13 protein-coding genes and 1 pseudogene are annotated in these 18,804 nt (G+C 68.7%); 9 read left to right on the forward strand and 5 right to left on the reverse strand.

Annotated elements, in window-relative coordinates; all coding sequences use genetic code 11:
* Positions 1–191 precede the first annotated feature (191 nt).
* From MB1_RS01505 to MB1_RS01535, 7 genes are all read left to right on the forward strand, one after another.
* Positions 192–1,700 carry an aldehyde dehydrogenase family protein gene (locus tag MB1_RS01505; RefSeq protein WP_066902957.1) on the forward strand — a complete coding sequence of 503 codons (1,509 nt, stop codon included), beginning with the start codon at positions 192–194 and terminating at the stop codon, positions 1,698–1,700.
* 181 nt (positions 1,701–1,881) lie between these two features.
* On the forward strand, positions 1,882–3,513 hold the full coding sequence (locus MB1_RS01510; RefSeq protein WP_066902959.1) for an AMP-binding protein: 1,632 nt from the start codon (positions 1,882–1,884) through the stop codon (positions 3,511–3,513).
* 622 nt (positions 3,514–4,135) lie between these two features.
* Complete coding sequence (locus tag MB1_RS01515) at positions 4,136–4,957, forward strand: class I SAM-dependent methyltransferase (protein ID WP_066902961.1); 822 nt, start codon at positions 4,136–4,138, stop codon at positions 4,955–4,957.
* Between the two features lie 35 nt (positions 4,958–4,992).
* Complete coding sequence (locus MB1_RS01520; RefSeq protein WP_084350602.1) at positions 4,993–8,925, forward strand: ABC transporter ATP-binding protein; 3,933 nt, start codon at positions 4,993–4,995, stop codon at positions 8,923–8,925.
* Between the two features lie 80 nt (positions 8,926–9,005).
* Complete coding sequence (locus MB1_RS01525) at positions 9,006–9,398, forward strand: ester cyclase (protein WP_066902963.1); 393 nt, start codon at positions 9,006–9,008, stop codon at positions 9,396–9,398.
* 150 nt (positions 9,399–9,548) lie between these two features.
* Positions 9,549–9,938: a VOC family protein gene (locus tag MB1_RS01530; protein ID WP_066902965.1), complete on the forward strand. Its 390-nt coding sequence runs from the start codon at positions 9,549–9,551 to the stop codon at positions 9,936–9,938.
* Positions 9,939–9,994: 56 nt separating this feature from the next.
* A complete protein-coding gene (locus tag MB1_RS01535) occupies positions 9,995–10,624 on the forward strand; it encodes a hypothetical protein (RefSeq protein WP_066902967.1) in 630 nt (209 codons plus the stop codon).
* 176 nt (positions 10,625–10,800) lie between these two features.
* On the opposite strand, the gene acmB is transcribed toward MB1_RS01535, so the two are convergent.
* Positions 10,801–11,982 (reverse strand): methyl acetate hydrolase AcmB, encoded by a 1,182-nt coding sequence (gene acmB / locus MB1_RS01540; RefSeq protein ID WP_066902969.1) that lies wholly within the window; start codon positions 11,980–11,982, stop codon positions 10,801–10,803.
* A 47-nt stretch (positions 11,983–12,029) separates the two neighbouring features.
* Positions 12,030–13,667: a flavin-containing monooxygenase gene (locus MB1_RS01545; RefSeq protein ID WP_066902971.1), complete on the reverse strand. Its 1,638-nt coding sequence runs from the start codon at positions 13,665–13,667 to the stop codon at positions 12,030–12,032.
* A gap of 167 nt (positions 13,668–13,834) precedes the next feature.
* Between MB1_RS01545 and MB1_RS01550 the strand changes: the two genes are divergently transcribed.
* Positions 13,835–15,586 carry a sigma-54-dependent Fis family transcriptional regulator gene (locus tag MB1_RS01550; protein WP_066902974.1) on the forward strand — a complete coding sequence of 584 codons (1,752 nt, stop codon included), beginning with the start codon at positions 13,835–13,837 and terminating at the stop codon, positions 15,584–15,586.
* A 22-nt stretch (positions 15,587–15,608) separates the two neighbouring features.
* On the opposite strand, the gene MB1_RS01555 is transcribed toward MB1_RS01550, so the two are convergent.
* From MB1_RS01555 to MB1_RS26420, 3 genes and pseudogenes are all read right to left on the reverse strand, one after another.
* Positions 15,609–16,397, reverse strand: coding sequence for an enoyl-CoA hydratase/isomerase family protein (locus MB1_RS01555; protein ID WP_084350604.1), 789 nt, complete (start codon positions 16,395–16,397; stop codon positions 15,609–15,611).
* A 128-nt stretch (positions 16,398–16,525) separates the two neighbouring features.
* The gene (locus MB1_RS26870) at positions 16,526–16,858 is read right to left on the reverse strand and encodes an AMP-binding enzyme (RefSeq protein ID WP_369406839.1); all 333 of its coding nucleotides are present in this window, start codon (positions 16,856–16,858) and stop codon (positions 16,526–16,528) included.
* Positions 16,856–17,980, reverse strand: a pseudogene (locus MB1_RS26420) (class I adenylate-forming enzyme family protein); the annotation flags it as partial. The gene MB1_RS26870 and the pseudogene MB1_RS26420, both read right to left, overlap by 3 nt.
* A 72-nt stretch (positions 17,981–18,052) precedes the next feature.
* Here MB1_RS26420 and MB1_RS01565 point away from each other — a divergent pair.
* Entirely contained in the window at positions 18,053–18,688 is a 636-nt protein-coding gene (locus MB1_RS01565) for a TetR/AcrR family transcriptional regulator (RefSeq protein WP_066902977.1), read from the forward strand.
* Positions 18,689–18,804: the final 116 nt, after the last annotated feature.

The raw sequence follows: 18,804 nt of genomic DNA on the forward strand, positions 1-18,804 counted from the left end.
CTGTGTCCCCTATCACAGGGTACCCCGCCCGGTATGACCGTTGGGGCGCTCCGTTGCTCCGGGACGCCGGTTGTCCAGAACCTGAACACCCCGGCCGCCGGCCGCCGGGGACTCTGGGCGGTACCGGTGGTCGTGACTCACCTCACATCATCCGCCGTCCGCATTGTTGCGCTACCTCCCGGAGGACCCCCATGACCGAGATCCTGAGCCCGCCCGAGACGTCCGTGCTGCCTTCGGTCCGCGACTGGCTCGCCCGCCCCCACCAGCTGTTCATCGGTGGACAGTGGGTCGACGCCGCGTCCGGGCAGACCTTCGAGACCCGCGACCCGGCCACCGGGCAGGTCCTGACGTCGGTCGCACACGGCGGAGCCGAGGACGTCGATCGGGCGGTACGCGCGGCCCGCAAGGCCTTCGAGGGTGAGTGGTCGCTGTGGACGCCGGCGCAGCGCCAACGGCTGCTCTTCCGCATCGGTGAGGCGATCTACGACCACGCCGAGGAACTCGCCCAGCTCGAATCGCTCGACAACGGCAAGTCCGCGGGCGTCGCCCAGGCCGTCGACATCACCTGGGTCGCCGAGCTCTTCCAGTACTACGCCGGCTGGGCCACCAAGATCGAGGGTCGCACCATCCCGGTGTCGGTGCCGTGGGCGCCGGGCACCAAGTGGCACGCCTACACGCTGCGCGAGCCGATCGGCGTCTGCGGCGCGATCGTGCCCTGGAACTTCCCGCTGCTGATGGCCGCGTTCAAGGTGCCCGCCGCCCTGACCACCGGCAACACCGTCGTCCTCAAGCCCGCCGAGGACACCCCGCTCACCGCGCTGCGCCTCGCCGAGATCATGGCCGATGCGGGTCTGCCCGACGGCGTCTTCAACGTGATCACCGGATACGGAGACGCCGGCGCGGCCCTGGCCGCGCACGACGACGTCGACAAGATCGCCTTCACCGGATCGACCGAGGTGGGCAAGCTGATCGTCGACGCCGCCAAGGGCAACCTCAAGAAGGTCACCCTCGAGCTCGGCGGCAAGAGCCCGCAGGTCGTCTTTGCCGACGCCGATCTCGACCTGGCGATCCCCGGAACCGCGTCCGGCTTCCTGTTCAACCACGGCCAGACCTGCACCAGCGGCACCCGCATCCTGGTCGAGGACAAGATCTTCGACGAGTTCATGCAGGGTGTTGCCGACGCGGCGTCCGCCAGCCGGCTCGGACCGGGCCTCGACCCGTCCACCGACGTGGGCCCGCTGGTCTCCCAGGTGCAGCTCGACCGCGTCCTCGGCTACATCGATCAGGGCCTCAGCGACGGTGCCCGCGCGCTGACCGGCGGCCGCCGCCACGGCGACACCGGCTACTTCGTCGAACCGACCGTGCTGGTCGACGTCGACGCCTCGTTCAGCGTCTACCGCGAGGAGATCTTCGGGCCGGTCGTGGTGGCCACCCCGTTCAACGCCGAGCAGGGCCCGCAGGCCGCGGCGAACGACACCCCCTACGGCCTGGCGGCATCGGTGTGGACCACCGACGTGTCCAAGGCACATCTGACCGCCCGGCAGGTCAAGGCCGGCACCGTGTGGATCAACGCGCACAACGCTTTCGACGCCGCGCTGCCGTTCGGTGGCTACAAGCAGTCCGGTTGGGGTCGTGAACTCGGCGCCGCCGCGATCGACGCCTACACCGAGCACAAGTCGATCAATACCTTCCTGGGCTGACCTACCCGGTTTGTTGGGTAGATCACTCGGCCGGGTCGCGAAACCCCCCACGCGACCCGGCCGAGCCCGGTATACCGAAGCGAACGGGTCCGTTTCGTCCCGACCCACGGGCCCCGCAGCAGCGTCACCGACGCCGCCGACCGCGCAGCCAGACCGCACGCCATCGATCGAAGGAGATCCCATGACCGGGGACGACCTGACCCTCTCGTACGCCGCCGGACCGACCGACCAGCCGTTGCTCGAGGACACCATCGGGGATCGGTTCCGGACCACGGTCGCCGATCGGGGCGACGCCGAAGCGCTCGTCGAGCGGGTGTCCGGGCGGCGCTGGACCTGGAACGAACTGGGTGAGGCGGTCGACGCGGTCTCCCGGGGCCTGATCGCCGCCGGCATCGATACGGGCGACCGGGTGGGCATCTGGGCGCCGAACTGCGCCGAGTGGGTGGTGACCCAGTTCGCAACCGCCCAGGTCGGCGCGGTGCTCGTCAATGTCAACCCGTCCTACCGGACGCACGAATTTTCCTATGCGGTCAACCAATCCGGCATGAAGATGCTGATCGCCGCGTCGAGTTTCAAGACCAGCGACTACCGCGGCATGGTCGAGGAGACTCGCGATCGCTGTCCGTCCCTGGAGCGGGTGGTCTACCTGGACACCGACGATTGGGCGACGCTGATCGCCGAGGGCGCGGACCAGGCCCCCGAGCTGCTGGTCGACCGGATGGCAGCGCTGAGCAATACCGATCCGATCAACATCCAGTACACGAGCGGCACCACCGGAAATCCGAAGGGCGCCACCCTCAGTCACCGCAACATCCTCAACAACGGCTACTTCGTCACCGAGACGATCCGCTTCACCGACGCCGACCGGCTGGTGATTCCGGTGCCGTTCTATCACTGCTTCGGCATGGTGATGGCCAACCTGGGCTGCATCACCCACGGCGCCACGATGATCATCCCCGCGCCGGGCTTCGAGCCGCGTGCCACCCTGGACGCCGTCGAACAGGAGAAGGCGACCGCCGTCTACGGCGTGCCGACGATGTTCATTGCGATGCAGAATGATCCGTCGTTCACCGGGCGGGATCTGTCGTCGCTGCGCACCGGCATCATGGCCGGCTCGATCTGCCCGATCGAGGTGATGAAGCGCTGCGTGGATGAGATGCACATGGGCGAGGCGTCGATCGCCTACGGCATGACCGAGACCTCGCCGGTGTCGACGCAGACCCTCGCCGACGACGACCTGCAGCATCGCACCGAGACGATCGGCAAGGTGCACCCGCACGTCGAGATCAAGGTGGTCGACCCGGCGACCGGCGAGACGGTGCCGCGCGGCACGTCCGGCGAATTCTGTACGCGCGGTTACTCGGTGATGCTCGGCTACTGGGAGGACCCGGCGAAGACCGCCGAGGCGATCGATGCGGACGGCTGGATGCACACCGGCGACCTGGCCGTGATGAATCCGGACGGCTACTGCGCGATCGTCGGCCGGATCAAGGACATGGTGATTCGCGGCGGCGAGAACATCTACCCGCGCGAGATCGAGGACTTCCTCTACGGCCACCCGGATATCGAGGACGTCCAGGTGGTCGGCGTTCCGGACCAGAAGTACGGCGAGGAGCTGTGCGCCTGGATCCGGATGAAGTCCGGCGCCGCCGATCTGGACGCCGAAGCGATCCGCGAGTTCGCCACCGGCAAGCTCGCGCACTACAAGATCCCGCGCTACGTGATGATCGTCGACGAATTCCCGATGACGGTCACCGGTAAGATCCGCAAGGTACAGATGCGCGAAGAAGCGCGGGAGATGTTGGGCCTCTAGGACGTTCGGCGGCGGGTTGTCCTACCCGCCGCCGATTCCGCTCCCGGGGCAATCGCGCGGTCAGCCGTCGCCGCCGCTGCCGAAACATGCCGTTGGGCCGAGCAGCAGCGCAAGTAGGGGGCGCGGCCGAACCCAGCGCGAATGCCGACCAGGAGTAGTTCTCCCGGAGGGCCGCACCCGCTACTCCGGGACTGAGCGCAGCCGTCGGCTTCGCATGTCTCCCGGCGATGTCATGGTTATCCGCCCTGAAGAAACGCCACCACTGGCGCCGCCGAGCCCGTCGCGAGCTCCGCCGAGCCCACGGAGAGGGCCCTGATGAAGTTCCAGAGCGGGCTCCCGACCCACGGCGGACTGGCGATGGTCGCGGCGGCGATTCCGGGTGCCGCCACCCCCGCGCCGATCGCGATCGCCGACGCGGCCAGTACTCGTTGAAGTCGACGGTTCCACATGATTGCTCCTTGCTGCCGGGTTCGGTCGGTCATCTCTACACTTTGAACATTGGATACTCAATGTCCAAAGTGGGCTCAGCGTAGCGCGCCGACGGTCCACGCTCCAGACCCGGCCGGCCGGGCGCACGAAGGGAGAGCCCCGGATCGGGGCGGTGCGTTCCTATACTCGCGGCATGACGGGCGCGGACCTGACCGGTGTGCCGGAGACAGCGCTCTGGACGCTGCGCAATCGGGCGGTCGAGGCCGCCCGGCCGGATGCGTATATCGACGATCCGCACGCCGTTCGACTCTTCGAGCAGCTGGCCGGCGACGACCTCGACCGTTTCGGCAAGCCGAGCCAGACCCATCCGCTGCGGGCGCTGGCCTTCGACCGGGAGATTCGCGACTACCTCGACCTCCATCCGGGTGCGCCGGTGGTCGCCCTGGGTGAGGGTCTGCAGACCAGCTACTGGCGACTCGACCGGCCCGACGTGCGCTGGTTCTCGATCGATCTGCCCGAGATGGTCGCCGTGCAGGACCGGCTGCTGCCGGCGGAGCCGAACATCACCCGCATCGGGGTCTCGGCGCTCGACCGCAGCTGGCTCGAGGAGGTGCCGACGGGTCCCGCGATCATCAGCGCCGAGGGACTGTTCATGTATCTGCCGCGCGAGGACGTGCACGCGCTGATCGCGGACATGGCCGCGCGCTTCCCGAGCGGGCGGTTGATCTACGACTCGATTCCCGGCTGGTTCAGCCGCATGACCCTGCGCGGCAAGGTGCGTCTGACCGAGCGGTACGTCGCCCCGCCGATGCCGCACAGCCAGACCGTCGATCAGGGCGCCGAGCTGCCCAATCGGATTCCGGGGGTCGTCGCCGCCAGGGAGGTGCAATTGCCGCCCGGACGCGGACTGTGGGGATCATCGCCGGTATCGGCTGTCCTGCGACGGGTGGCCGACCTTCCGGTGATTCGCAACCGGCGTCCCTCGATCACCGCCCTCGACTTCGCCGAGGCGTAGACCCAACCTCCCGAATCGGCCCGACGCGCGGGCCGATGTCCGAGCGCGCTGGTAGTACGGAGAGGGGCCGGCACCCGCCGACCGCAGCCTCGAGCGCGGGAGTCACCACGAATACGCCACCCACCGAGCGGGAACCGGGCTGGATCCGGCGGCTCTTCGCCTATATCCGCCGCTACCCGGTCCTCGCGATCATCACCGCCGTGGCCTCGGCGTCGCTGGCGCTCAACGCGCTGGTACCGCTGTTGACCAAGGAGGTGGTCGACGACATCGACGGCGGTCGCACCGACGACACCTCCCGGGCGCTGATCGGCCTGGTCCTGGTGGCCGTCGCCCTCTTCGCGACCACCTTCCTGCGGCGCTGGGCGGCGGGAAAGCTGAGCCTCAACGTCCAGTACGACCTGCGCCGGGACGTCTTCGCCGCCATCCAACGCCTCGACGGGGCGGGCCAGGATCGACTGCGCACCGGCCAGGTGGTCTCGCGCGCGAACTCCGACCTGCAGATGGTGCAGGGCACGATGGCGATGGCGCCGATGGCGTTCGGGCAGATCATCAACGCCGTGGCGGCGTTCGCGCTGATGGCGTGGCTCTCCCCGCTGCTCACCCTGGTCGCGTTGATCGTCCTACCCGCCGCGATCTACCTGTTCCGACAGTTCCGGGAGCAGCTGTTCCCGGCGAGTTGGGCGGCGCAGCAGGCCGCGGCGGACGTCGCCGACGTGGTCGAGCAGGACGTCACCGGGGTACGGGTGGTCAAGGCGTTCGGCCAGGAGGACCGCGAGATCGCCCGGCTCGGCGCCGCCGGTCGCGCGCTGTACGCCCTGCGGCTGCGGTCGGCGCGCATTCAGGGCCGCACAACGGTGCTGCCCAGCGTGGTCACCTTCGGGCAAGTCCTGGTGCTGCTGCTCGGCGGGTGGCTGGCGATCCACGGGTCGATCAGTCTGGGCACCTTCGTGGCGTTCACCCTGTACATGGCGTCGCTGTCCGCTCCGACCCGGTTCATCGTCATGCTCTTCGTCATCGCCCAGCAGGCGGGTGCCGCGGCGGATCGGGTGCTGCAGATCGTCGATCTCGACGCCGGGATCACCGAACCGGAGCATCCCCGCACCCTTCCCGCCGGCGGCCTGGATGTGCGCTTCGACCGGGTCTCCTTCGGTTACGACGGGCCGAGCGATTCGGTGCTGCGCGAGGTCACCCTCGATATCCCCGCCGGGTCGACCGTGGCGGTCATCGGGCCGTCCGGCTCCGGGAAGTCGACCCTCTCCCAGCTGTTGCCGCGCTTCTACGATCCGTCGACCGGAACGATCCGGATCGGCGATATCGACCTGCGCGACCTGGCCTTCGCCGACCTGCGCCGCGCGGTCGGGGTGGTCTTCGAGGAAGCGTTCCTGTTCAGCGACTCGATCGCGTCGAATATCGCCTACGGCCGCCCCGACGCGACCGATGCGCAGATCCGGGCCGCCGCACGGGCGGCGGAGGCCGACGAGTTCATCTCCGCCCTGCCCGACGGCTACGACACCGTCATCGGCGAACGGGGTCTGACCCTCTCGGGTGGTCAACGCCAACGGCTGACCCTCGCGCGCGCCCTGCTGTCCGACCCGCGGGTGCTCGTCCTCGACGACGCGACCAGCGCGGTCGACCCGGCGACCGAGGCGGCGATCCTCGACACCCTGCGCCGCATCACCGCACAGCGCACCACGATCCTGATCGCGCATCGCCGCTCCACCCTGGCGCTGGCCGACACGATCGTGGTGATGGACGCCGGCCGGGTGGTCGACCACGGCACCGCCGAGGAACTCGACGAGCGATGTCCGCTCTACCGACAACTGCTCGGCACCCGCCTGACCGACCACACCCGCGCCGCGACCCTGGTGCCCGGGCCGGACGGGGTCACCGCGGCGCTCTGGCCCGCCGCCGAAGCGGATACCTCGCCCAACGAGCGGCCGCACGAGGCGCGTAGCCCCGGCGGAGGACGCGGCTTCGCGATGGGAGCGATGGCCGACATCCCGGTCACCCCCGAACTGCTCGCCCGGGTTGCCGCCCTACCCCCGGCGCGCGACGAACCGATCCTCGACCCGGACGACTCGGCCGAACCCGCCGCCTCGCCCACCCCGACCGAACCGGCCCCCGCCGCATCCGTTCCCGGCGCCCCCGTCTCCGCAGCACCCGCCGCCACAGCGCCCGTCTCGGCAGCCTCCGTCGGCGCGGGTTCGGTCACCGGAGAGGCGGTCACCGGAGAGGCGGTAGCCGCGCAACAACATCGGCCGTACTCCCTGCGCCGCGCCCTGCGCCCGGTGCGCGCGCTGCTGGTGGTGGCGCTGGGCCTGGTCGCCATCGACGCCGCGGCCACGACCGCGATCCCCGCCCTGCTGCGTTCGGGCGTCGACCACGGCGTGGCGATCGGGTCGATGTCCGCGGTGACGTGGTTCGCGATCGCCGCCGGCGCCATCGTGATCGGCGACTACGTCGTCCAGCGGGCGCAGATCGTCGTGATGGCCCGCGCGGGCGAGTCGACCCTGCTCAACCTGCGGCAACGCGAATTCGCCCACCTCAACCGGCTCGGCCTCGACTACTTCGAACGCGAACTCGCCGGCCGCATCATGACCCGGATGACCTCCGACGTCGACGCGCTGTCGAGCTTCCTGCAGACGGGGCTGCTGACCACGGTCGTGGCGATCACCATGTTCATCGCCACCGCGATCGCGCTGCTGGTGATGAACTTCTCGCTGGCCCTGGTCGCCTTCGCCGTGCTGCCTCTGGTGGTCTTGGCGACGGTCGTCTTCCAGCGCTATTCGTCACGCAAGTACACCCTCGCGCGCGAGCAGGTCGCCGACGTCAACGCCGACCTGCAGGAGAACGTCGCCGGGCTGCGGGTCTCGCAGACCCTCGGCCGGCAGGACCGCAATTCGCAGATCTTCGCGGACAAGGCGGACGCCTATCGCCGCACCCGGATCCGCGCGCAGGTGGCGATCTCGTTGTACTTCCCGCTGATCGCGATGCTCGCCGACCTGGCCGCGGTGGCGGTGCTCGCCGTCGGCGCCGGACGGGTCTCGGCCGGGACGCTGACCGCCGGCACGCTGCTGGCCTTCGTGCTCTACCTCGACGCGCTGTTCACCCCGATCCAGCAGTTGTCGCAGACATTCGACTCGTTCCAGCAGGCGCGGGTGGCGCTGGCCCGAATCGGCGACCTGATGGCCACCCCGACCTCGGTGCCGCCGCCGGTCGACCCGGTTCGGCCGAAGCACCTGACCGGCGATATCGACCTCGACGACGTGACGTTCGCCTACTCGGCGGATACGGCACCCGCGCTCGACCACGTCGACCTGCGACTCGAGCCCGGCGAGACCGTGGCGGTCGTCGGCAGGACCGGGGCCGGCAAGTCGACGCTGGTAAAGATGATCGCCCGGTTCTACGACGTCACGTCCGGGCGGGTGCTGGTGGACGGGACCGATGTGCGCCGCTTCGACCTGCCGAGCTATCGGCGGCGGCTGGGCGTGGTGCCGCAGGAAGCGCACCTCTTTGTCGGAACGGTTGCCGAGAACATCGCCTACGGCCGGCCCGATGCGCCGCGCGCCGATATCGAGGCAGCCGCCCGCGCCGCCGGGGCGATCGATGTGATCGCCGCGCTGCCCGGCGGCTTCTCCCACCGGGTCGACGAGCGCGGCCGCAACCTTTCGGCCGGCCAGCGTCAGTTGATCTCCCTCGCCCGCGCCCAGCTGGTGGAGCCCGATGTGTTGCTGCTGGACGAGGCGACCGCCGCGCTCGACCCGTCCGCCGAGGTCGCGGTGCTCGACGCGACCAGCGCCCTGGCCCGCGACCGCACCACCCTGATCGTCGCGCACCGGCTGACCACCGCCGCCCGCGCGGACCGCATCATCGTCATGGACAAGGGGCGCATCGTCGAGACGGGGCAGCACGACGAATTGCTCGCCTCGGGCGGCACCTACGCGGGGTTGTACGCCGACCGGGTGTGACGCGACTCGCACCTTTCTCCCACCCGAAAGGGCATCATCGGTGGCTGCAGCTCGAGGCCGGGCTGAAAGGAGGGAGTCGGGTGTCCGACGCACACGATCTGGTGGATCGGTTCTACGCGCTGTTCGTCTCCGTCGATCCGGAGGGAGCGCGCGACATCCTCGCCCCCGACTGGGTCAATCACCCGGCCGATGAGGGGCGCAACCCGGACGTGGCCGGGTTCATCCAGGGAATCGGCGACCTGGGGTCTGCCCTGACGCCGCTGCGGATCCGTCGTCTCGTAACCGTGGTCGAGGGCGATCTGGTGGTCTGTCGGATGCACCTGTCGGGCCGGTTCGTCTCCGCGTTCGGTGGCTACGAGCCCACCGGGCAGGAATCCGGCTTCGACGCGATGGACATGCACCGCATCGCCGACGGCCGCATCGCCGAAACCTGGCATTTCGAGCGCCTGGAGATGCTCGCGGACGGGCGATAGCGCCCGCCGACACGCGGCCGATCTCGGGCAGCCCGTGCCGTCCACAGAACCCCCGTTTTCCGGGGGTCCGTGACGATTATCGTCGCACCCCGCCGCTACGGCCGAGTCTGTGGCGGCTACCTGTCCGACCCTCGCGCTACCGTTCGCGCCATGAGCCCTTCCCTGGACGCGATCGGCATCGTGACCACCGAACTCGAACGGTCCCTGGCCTTCTACCGACTGCTCGGCGTCGACGTTCCCGCCGCCGGCGAAGGCCACGTCGAGGCGACGCTGCCCAATGGGCTGCGGCTGATGTGGGACACCGTCGAGGTCATCCGCTCGTTCAACCCCACCTGGCAGCCGCCCACCGGCGGCCCGGGGCAGTCATTGGCCTTTCTGTGCGCGAATGCGGTGGAGGTCGACACCATCGTGGAAGCGTTGGCAGCGAACGGGTTCACCGTTGCCCGGCCGCCGTGGGATGCATCGTGGGGTCAACGCTATGCGACCGTGGTCGACCCGGACGGCAACCACGTCGATCTCTTCGCGGCCTTGTCCGGGTAGATATCCGGGACATTCCGGATGGTCCGGATGCGCGGTAGTCGCCATAGTTGAACACCATGCAGGCCAACCGAAGACGCGTCACGACGCGGCGGGCTCGCCAGACGTTGGTGTGGGTGCACGTGCTGTCGTCGGTCAGTTGGATGAGTCAGGCGCTCGCCTTGTTCGTACTGTTGAGCGACCGCACCGCGGCGTCGTCGGCGGCCGCGCACCTGCTCGACACCACTGTTCTGGTGTTGTCCGCCAATACATCCGCGATGACCGGCTTCCTGTTGGCGGCCACCACGACGTGGGGGTTCTTCCTACACTGGTGGGTGCTGGTGAAGTTCGTCATCACCGTCGGCCAACTGGTCGTGGGGATCGTGATCCTGTCCCCGAATCTCAATGCCGCAGGAGCCCAGCCGCACCCGATGCTGGTCGCGGGGACTGTAGTGATGGCATCACTGATCGCAGTACAGGCGTTGCTGTCGATCACCAAGCCGTGGGGCCGAGTCCCGGGGCGGCCGGGGAAGCCGGCGCCGACGGCCGACGCTGTGGTGATAGCCGCGCCGATCGCGGTGCTCGCGGATATCGGCATCTTCCTGGTGATCGGCCAACCCATTCCGGCCTGCTCATTCGTGGTGCTGATCGCGGGCCTTGTCACCCGGCGCGCAGGCCGTCCGGGGCGTCGACTTCCCGTTGCGGCCTAACCGGTTCCGCGCCTCGCGGACTCGGCCCATTCGACGCGTCCCGCCCGGTTCCCTCCCCGGCGAACGGACCCACCCGGCGACGACCTACGGCGGGAACTCGGCGGGGAACTACTTGAGGAAACGCCGGAACCCCGGCGGACCGATCGGCCGCCGGGGTTCCGGTTGGTAGGTGCAGGTCAGGCCGGCGGGTTGGCGTACGCCGCGGTCTCGAACTCCAGGTACTTCACGAACGAGGTCGCGTCACCGAACGGCAGGATCTGGGTGGCCCAGAAGCCGCCGAAACCGTTCTCCCGGTCGATCCAGTAGAACAGGTTGGCCAATCCGGCCCAGCCCTGTCCGCCCGCGGGCCGACCGGTCGGCGCCGGCTCCTCGTTGCGCATGAACGGCAACGACCACGACTTGCTCACGCCGGGGAAGAACTCGGCATCGTTGGACAGCGAGGGGATGACACCCGGCAGGGCGCCGACCGACAGGTCCTCGGCCAGGTGGCGCTTGACCGCGTACTCGACGGTGTCGGCCTGCAGGATCCGGCCGTTGTCCCCCTGCCCGTCGTTGAGCCACGCCCGAATGAACTTCAGATAGTCGCCCACGGTCCCGTACAGACCGTGACCGCCGAAGTCGATATCGGGCGGAGACGGCAGCTCGAGTCCGTTGTAGGTCAGCGACCCGTCGGCATTCCGGTCGTGCATACCGGCGAGACGGGCGCGGCGGGGGTCGTCGAGCGCGAAGGTGAACGACTCGATGCCCAACGGCGCGAAGATCTCCGACGCGAAGACCTCACCGAGCCGCTTGCCGGTGATGCCCTCGACCACCTGACCGGCCCAGTCGATGTTGGAGCCGTACTCCCACTTCGTGCCCGGGTCGAACAGCAGCGGGGTGGTCAGTGCAGCCCGCGTCGCGGTGATGACGCTGGGCTGCCCCTTCTCCTCCGCGAGCCGGGCGTAGTTCTCGTTGAAGAAATCGTACCCGAAGCCGCCGCTGTGGGTGAGCAACTGACGGGTGGTGACCTGCGTCTTCGGGGTGCGCAGGATCGGCTCGCCCGCGGAGTCGAAGCCCTCGATCACCTGGGCTTCGGCCAGCCACGGGGCGTAGTTCTGGGCCGGCGCGTCCAGATCGAGCTTCCCCTGCTCCACCAGCTGCAGCGCCGCGGTCGCGGTGAAGGCCTTCGTGGTGGAGAACAGCGCGAAGATGTCGTCGACGGTGATCGGCTCGTCGCCGTCCACCCTGCGGTTGCCCGCCGCCCCGAGGTAGACGGTGTCGTTGCGATCGGTCAGTCCGGCGACAACACCCGGAACCGGCGCGTCACCCGTGACCGCCGCCTGCAGAATGGCGTCGGCGGCTTCCCGGAATTCGGTCATGTTGGAGAGTTCCCTTCAAATGTGTTCGGTGACCTGTGTTTCGGCGGTCAGCGGAGGTCAAAACCTTTGTATCCCGCGCGGGCGACGTCGAGGGTGCGTTCGCGGTAATCCCCTACTCCGCCCGTATAGGACAGGACCCGACGCGGCTTGCCCTCGACGTTCGAGCCGGTGTACCAGGAGTTGGTGCGGGAGATCAGATTTGCGCCCGCGGTCTCATCGTGGTGTTCCACCCACTGCTGCTCCGCCTCGGCGGTCGGTTCGATGACCTTCGCCCCGGTTTCGCGGACGTGATCGAGAGCGGCGCTGATCCACTCGGTCTGCTGCTGCAGGCAGGTCGTCATATTGCACAGCGCCGCCGACGGGGCCAGCGGTGCGCCGGTGGTCAGCAGGTTCGGGTAGCCGTGCACCATCAGACCCATCGTGGTGCGAATTTCCCGGCTCCAGTCATCGGCCAGAGCGCGCCCCTCCCGGCCGCGGATATCGATACGGGTCAGCGCGCCGGAGCCGGCGTCGAAGCCGGTCGCCAGGATGATGACGTCGAGCTCGTGGACCGTTCCGTCGGCCAATTGCACGCCCTCGGGAACGATGCGGGCGATCGCATTGTCGCGAACGTTGACCGCCGTGACGTTGTCGCGGTGGTAGACCTCCAGGTAGCGGGTCTCCAGCGGGACGCGGTGGGTGCCGAAGCCGTAGTCGGTGGGCACGAGCAGGTCGATCAGCTCCGGGTCCTGGAGCCGGTCGCGCATCTTGGCGCGCACGAACTCGGAGACCTCCTCGCTGACGTCCTCCTCGAAGAACATTTCGATGAAGCCGGCCAGCCACATCTTGAGCGACCCGTTGTCGTAGATCTCCTCCATGAGCTCGAGGCGCCGCTCGGGGGTCAGGTCGGCCCAGACGTACTGGAAGTCGTACTCGAAACCGCTGAAGGTATGCGGCAGGGTCTCGCGCAGTTCCTGGAAACGGTCCTTGTAGGCGGTGACGTCGTCCGGTCCGAACTGCGGGTTGCGCATCGGCAGCACGTACTGCGGGGTGCGCACGAAGATGGTCAGTTCCTCGACGCGTTCGGCGATCGTCTGGATCACCTGGATGCCGGTGGCGCCGGTGCCGACGACGCCGACCCGCTTGCCGTCGAGGTCGACATCCTCCTTGGGCCACCGCGAGGTATGGAAGATCTTTCCGGAGAAATCGCTCTGACCGGGGAAGACGTTCTCGAGCGGGGCCGACAGCATGCCGGCGCAGGTGATCAGGAACTGGGTGTTGATCACTTCACCGGTGTTGGTGGTGACCGTCCAGCGGCCGGTGTCCTCGTTCCAGACCGCAGAGGTGATCGTCGTGGAGAAGGAGATATCGCGGCGCAGGTCGAGGGTCTCGGCGATGTAGTGCAGCCACCGCTCGATCTCGGGCTGGTCGGGGAACCGCTGGCTCCAGCTCCAGTTCTTGTAGAGGTCCTCGTCGAAAAGGTACTGGTAGATGTACGCCTCCGAGTCGAAGCGCGCACCCGGGTAGCGGTTCCAGTACCAGGTGCCGCCGACGTCGGTTGCGGTGTCGTAGGCGTGCACCCGCAGCCCGCGTTCGCGCAGCTGATGGAGCTGGTAGAGCCCGGCAACCCCGGCGCCGATGATCAGCGCGTCGAGCTCCCGAGTGGCGGGGGCCGACTGCTGCGGGTCGGTGAGCGTATCCGTCATCGAAGTCCTCCTGTGAGCGGTGTCACTTCCTTTCGAAATCGTGTGGGCCCGGGACACTCGGTCGGGTGTCCCAAGTTGGGACAGCTCCCAACCCTTCGGATAGTGGTCAATCGCCGTCACCATCGCGATAATGGTGTGTTGTAGCTCACATCCGATGGGTAGATGCATTGTCCGACCAACGATGGGCGGAATCGGTCGATCACCAGCGACTTCGATTCGCCGCCGCACGCGCCGAGTTTCTCGACGGCGGCGACACCACGGCCCTGGCTGTTCCCGACCTGGTGGCGGCGTCGTGGCGGCGCAGCGCCTCCGCAGGCGTCGACGCGACCCGCTATCGGGTGACCTACCACTCCGATATCGACGTCGACTCGCGCCTGGCGCGGTGCGCGCGGCCGGTCCTCGAGCGCCTGACCAGGGACATGGCCGATGTGCCCGTCTCGATCGCGCTGACCGATTCGCGCGCCCGCATCATCGAACGCCGGGACTGTTCCAACGCCGTCGGCCGCGTCCTCGACCGGGTCGATTTCAACCCCGGCTTCAGCTTCGAAGAGGGCGGGGTAGGCACCAACGGGGTCGGCACCGTCTTCGAAACCCGCCAGCCCGTCAGCGTCGTGGGCGCCGCCCACTTCAACGAATCGCTGATCCCCTTCGCCTGCGCCGGGGCACCGGTTCTCGATCCGTTGACCGGCCGCATCGAGGGTGTCCTGGATGTCAGCCTGCTGTCGGAGAGTTGGAATCCGCTGATCCACGCGTTGGTCCGCAACGCCGCCGGCGATATCGGGCGCAATCTGCTGCTCGACCGCGGCCATACCCAGCAGGCCCTCTTCGAGGCCTACCTGCGAGCCGACGCCCGCAGCGCGCAGGCGGTGCTGGCCGTCGGGGACACCGTGATGCTTAATCGGCGGGCGCAGCATCTGTTGTCCGCCCCCGAACAGGCAATACTGCGCGACCACGCGCGCTATCTGATGAGCCGCCACGAGCCGTCCATCGATGTGCTGACCCTGCCCAGCGGCCGGCAGCTGCGGATGCGCATCACCCGGGTGCACACCGGCGGCGACGTCACCGGCGTGGTCCTGGTGCTGGCCGATGCCGCCGCTCGGGTCGAACCCCGCGACGACGCCCTGCCGATCGACGGTCGCTGCGCGGCCTGGCAGCAGGCGAGCGAACGGACCGACCGCGCCCTCGCCGTGGGGGGAAACCTGCTGCTCACCGGCGAGGCCGGGGCAGGTCGCGCCACCCTCGCCGCCCGGCGCTTCCGCCGCCGTCATCCCGACGGTCGGCACGCGATCGTCGACGCGGCCTTCCTCGCGGGAGGTGGGCGGATCACCCTCGATGTGCCGGCCGGTACCCCGATGTTGCTGATCCTGCGCGATATCGACGCCGTTCCGGAACCGGGCATCACCCGGTTGGCGGCGATGATCCGCACCCTGTCCGCCGGGCCGGACACCACCATCGCCGCCACCGCCGCGGCCGGGCGTCCGGTCGATCCGCGGGTGACGGCCCTGTTCGACTACGGCGCGGATGTGCCGGCGCTGCGCTTCCGATCCGCCGACCTGCCCGATCTGATCGTCGAGCTGACCGCCGAGTTGTCGCCGAGCCGGCGCACCCGCGTCGGGCCCACCGCGATGCGGGTGCTCGCGGCGCACCCGTGGCCGGGCAATATCCCCCAGTTGCGCGACGCGATCGCCGACGCGCTCGACCAGCGCCCCGCCGGCGAGATCACCGCCGACGACCTGCCCGGATACTGCCGCTCGACCACCCCGCGCCGGCTGACCGCGATCGAGGTCTCCGAACGCGACACGATCGTCGCCGCCCTGGACAACGCCGCCGGCAACCGGGTGCGCGCCGCCGCGGCGCTGGGCATCTCGCGCAGCTCGCTCTACCGAAAACTCAAGGCGTACGGCATCACCGACGTCTGATCCGTCTCACCGCGGAGCCGGCTCAGACCTCGACATCCCGGTAGCGTGGCTCGCGCCGTTCGAAGAATGCCGCAGCACCCTCGAGATGCTCGCCCCCCGGAATGAGGTCGGCCCAGTAGTCGCGTTCGATCCGCAGGCCGCGGTCGAGCGGCACATCGAGACCCTCGTCCACACAACGCTTCACGTGGCGCACAGCTGCGGGTCGGTTGCCGGCGATGCGGCGGGCCAGGGCGAGGGCCTCATCGACGGGGTTGTCGACGTCGACCAGCCGATCGACCAGACCGATGCGCAGCGCTTCGGTGGCGTCGATCGGATCGGCCGTGTACATCATCAGTTTCGCCGCACCGGCACCGACGGTGCGCGCGAGCCGTTGGGTGCCACCGGCGCCGGCCAAGAGACCCCAACGCGTTTCGGGTAAGCCCAGCGAGGCCCCGCGACCGGCGATACGAATGTCGCAGGCCAGGGCCAACTCCAGACCGCCGCCCAGGGCGGAGCCGTTGATCGCGGCGATCACCGGGGCCGGGACAGCAGCGACCTCGTCGAGAAGCGCCTGAACATCGGTGACGAAGGCCAAGGCCTGCGCGCGGGTGCTCAAGGATTCGAACCGGTGGATGTCGCCGCCCGCGCAGAAGTGTTTCTGGTCGCTGGCGAGCACGATGGCCCGGGCGTCGCTGCGGCGCAACCGCTCGGTGATCGTCCGCAGCGCATCACCGAAAGGCACGGTGAAGGCGTTGACGGGTGGGTTGCGCATGGTCACCAGCACGATGCCGGGCTCGACGGTCTCCGCGGTGATCACATCGGGCCCCGGCATCAGCGAACCTCCCGCGCGGGTACGCGCTGGTCCTCTCCCGTCGTGCGTTCGGCCAGGGGCTGCTTGACGACCTTGCCCGACTCGTTCCGCGGAATCGCGTCGATGAACTCGATGAAGCGCGGGGCCTTCTAGCCGGCGATGGTGGTACGCGCCCACTCCGCCAGCTCCAGGCGGGACGGCGTTGCCCCTTCGCGCGGGATGATCAAGGCCTTGACGGTTTCACCCCACTGCGGGTCCGGGATGCCGATGACGGCTACGTCGGCGACGTCGGGATGGGTGCGCAGAGCGTTCTCGACCTCCATCGGATACACGTTCTCGCCACCCGACTTGATGAGGTACTTGGTGCGGTCGATCATCCGCAGCAAGCCGCCGCCGTCGTGTACGAAGGTGTCCCCGGTGTGATGCCAACCATTGCGCAGCGTCTCGGCGGTCGCCTCCGGCTGATTCCAATATCCCGCCATCACCGTGCCGCCGCGGATCACCAGCTCACCCGGCTCCCCGTCCGCGACGTCGTCGCCGTCCGCATCGACGATGCGCCAGGCCAGTCCGGGCAGCACCGAGCCGTAGGTGCGCGGGTCGGCCCGAACCTGGTCCGCCGTGGCCCGGGTGATCTTCGTTCCGGACTCGGTCTGGCCATAGATCGCTACGTATTGCGCGTCGAGGAGTTCGGCGACCCGATCGACGATGCCCGGGCGTTCGAGGCCCGCACCGGAGATCACCAGCCGCAGCGATCCCACCTTGTGTTCACTGCGGGCCGGGGAGTCCAGGAACGGACCGCTGATGCCGGGGACCACGAAGACGATGGTCACCCCGTGCTGCTAGATGAGCTGGTACATCCGGGCCGGGTCCGGGGCCGCGAGCGTCACGACGGTGCCGCCCAGGCACAGTTGCGAGAACAGCGTGCCGAGGCCGGCCACATGGAAGTACGGCAGAAGAGCCAGGTAGACGTCGTCGGACGTCATGTCGATGGCCGCCGCCATATTCATCGCGTACCCGGTCCAGGTGCGTTGGCGCAGCTCGCACCCCTTGGCCCGGCCGGTCGTGCCGCTGGTGAACAGCAGGGTCGCGGCGCTCTCCCCGGTGCTGTGACCCTCGAGCGGCTCGCCCGCATCGGGCAGGCTCGTCAGGGCGGTCCACCCCGGCCGCGGATCGTCGAGAGTCAGACGCAGGGGGATGTCGCGCTCGGCCAGGATCGCCGCTGCGAGCGGCGTCATCTTCGCGTCGGTGACGATCGCGCAGGCCCCGGCGTCCGCCAGGTTGGCGGCCGCCTCGACCGGATTGAGGCGCAGGTTGAGCGGCACGGCGATCGCACCCAGCTCGGCGAGCGCCCACAGTAGTTCGACGTATCGCAGGGAGTTCAGCGCCACGATACCGACTCGACCACCGGACTCGACTCCGACCGCTTGCAGCCGACCGGCCAGCGACTCGACCCTACGGAGCAGTTCCCGGTAGGTCACCGACTCGCCGGTAACTCCGTCGATCACGGCGACCGTGTCCGGCCGCTCCCGCGCGTGACGTCGCAGGTACTCGGACAGGGACGGGCTGGCGACAGTCGAGATCAACGCCGAGGGCTCCACTCTCATCTCCCAACATACTGACTAGTTAGAATGTGGGGAGATTAGCATCGCGCCTCGAACTGCGAAATAGTTCGTCTCATGCCAGCGTCCAAGGGAACGTCCGGTACCGCGATCCCCAATGAGGAGCGCCGGCGCCGCAATACCCAGCGGATCCTCGACGTGTCCGAGCAACGAATCGTCCGATCCGGATACGCGGCCGCCACGATGGACCGGATCGCCGCCGATGCCGAGGTCACCAAAGGCACGCTGTACTTCTACTTCGACAGCAAGGAAGCGCTGCTCGACGCCTTGCTCCAGCGCTCGGAGGACACCATCTTCGCGCCGGCCCTCACCCTGCTCGACGATCGGACGACAGGCGCTGCCGAGCGACTCATCGCCTACTTCAATTACATGGGAGCGAGCACGGACCGGATAGGCGGCTATTTGTTGCCGGTCACGGCATCGCTCCAGCTGGATGCGGTCCCGGACGCCGCGCTCCGGCGGATCGGCCGCCTCTACGAGACGATTCAGACCCGCCTCGCGGCCGTGATCTCCGACGGCATGACCGGTGGGGAGTTCACCCCGGACGTACCGGCCCGGGAACGTGCGGCTTTCATCACGGCCACCATGGACGGAATGCTGCTCGAGTGGCATCGCCGCGGCGCCCAACTCGACGGCGCCGCGTTCCTGCGCGCCGGGCGTCGGTGCATCGCCGCGGGATTGCGGTATTCCTAGCCGAGGACGCCGGACGTCGTCCTAACGAAAGCCCAAGGGATGCCGCATCACTGACGTCCGACCTGCGGTCTCTCCGGATGCGCCGACGGGCGGTGAGATCCTGACAATGGCCTTGT

Origin of the sequence: Millisia brevis NBRC 105863 (genome assembly GCF_001552615.1) — a bacterium.
GTDB classification, from domain to species: Bacteria; Actinomycetota; Actinomycetes; order Mycobacteriales; family Mycobacteriaceae; genus Millisia; species Millisia brevis.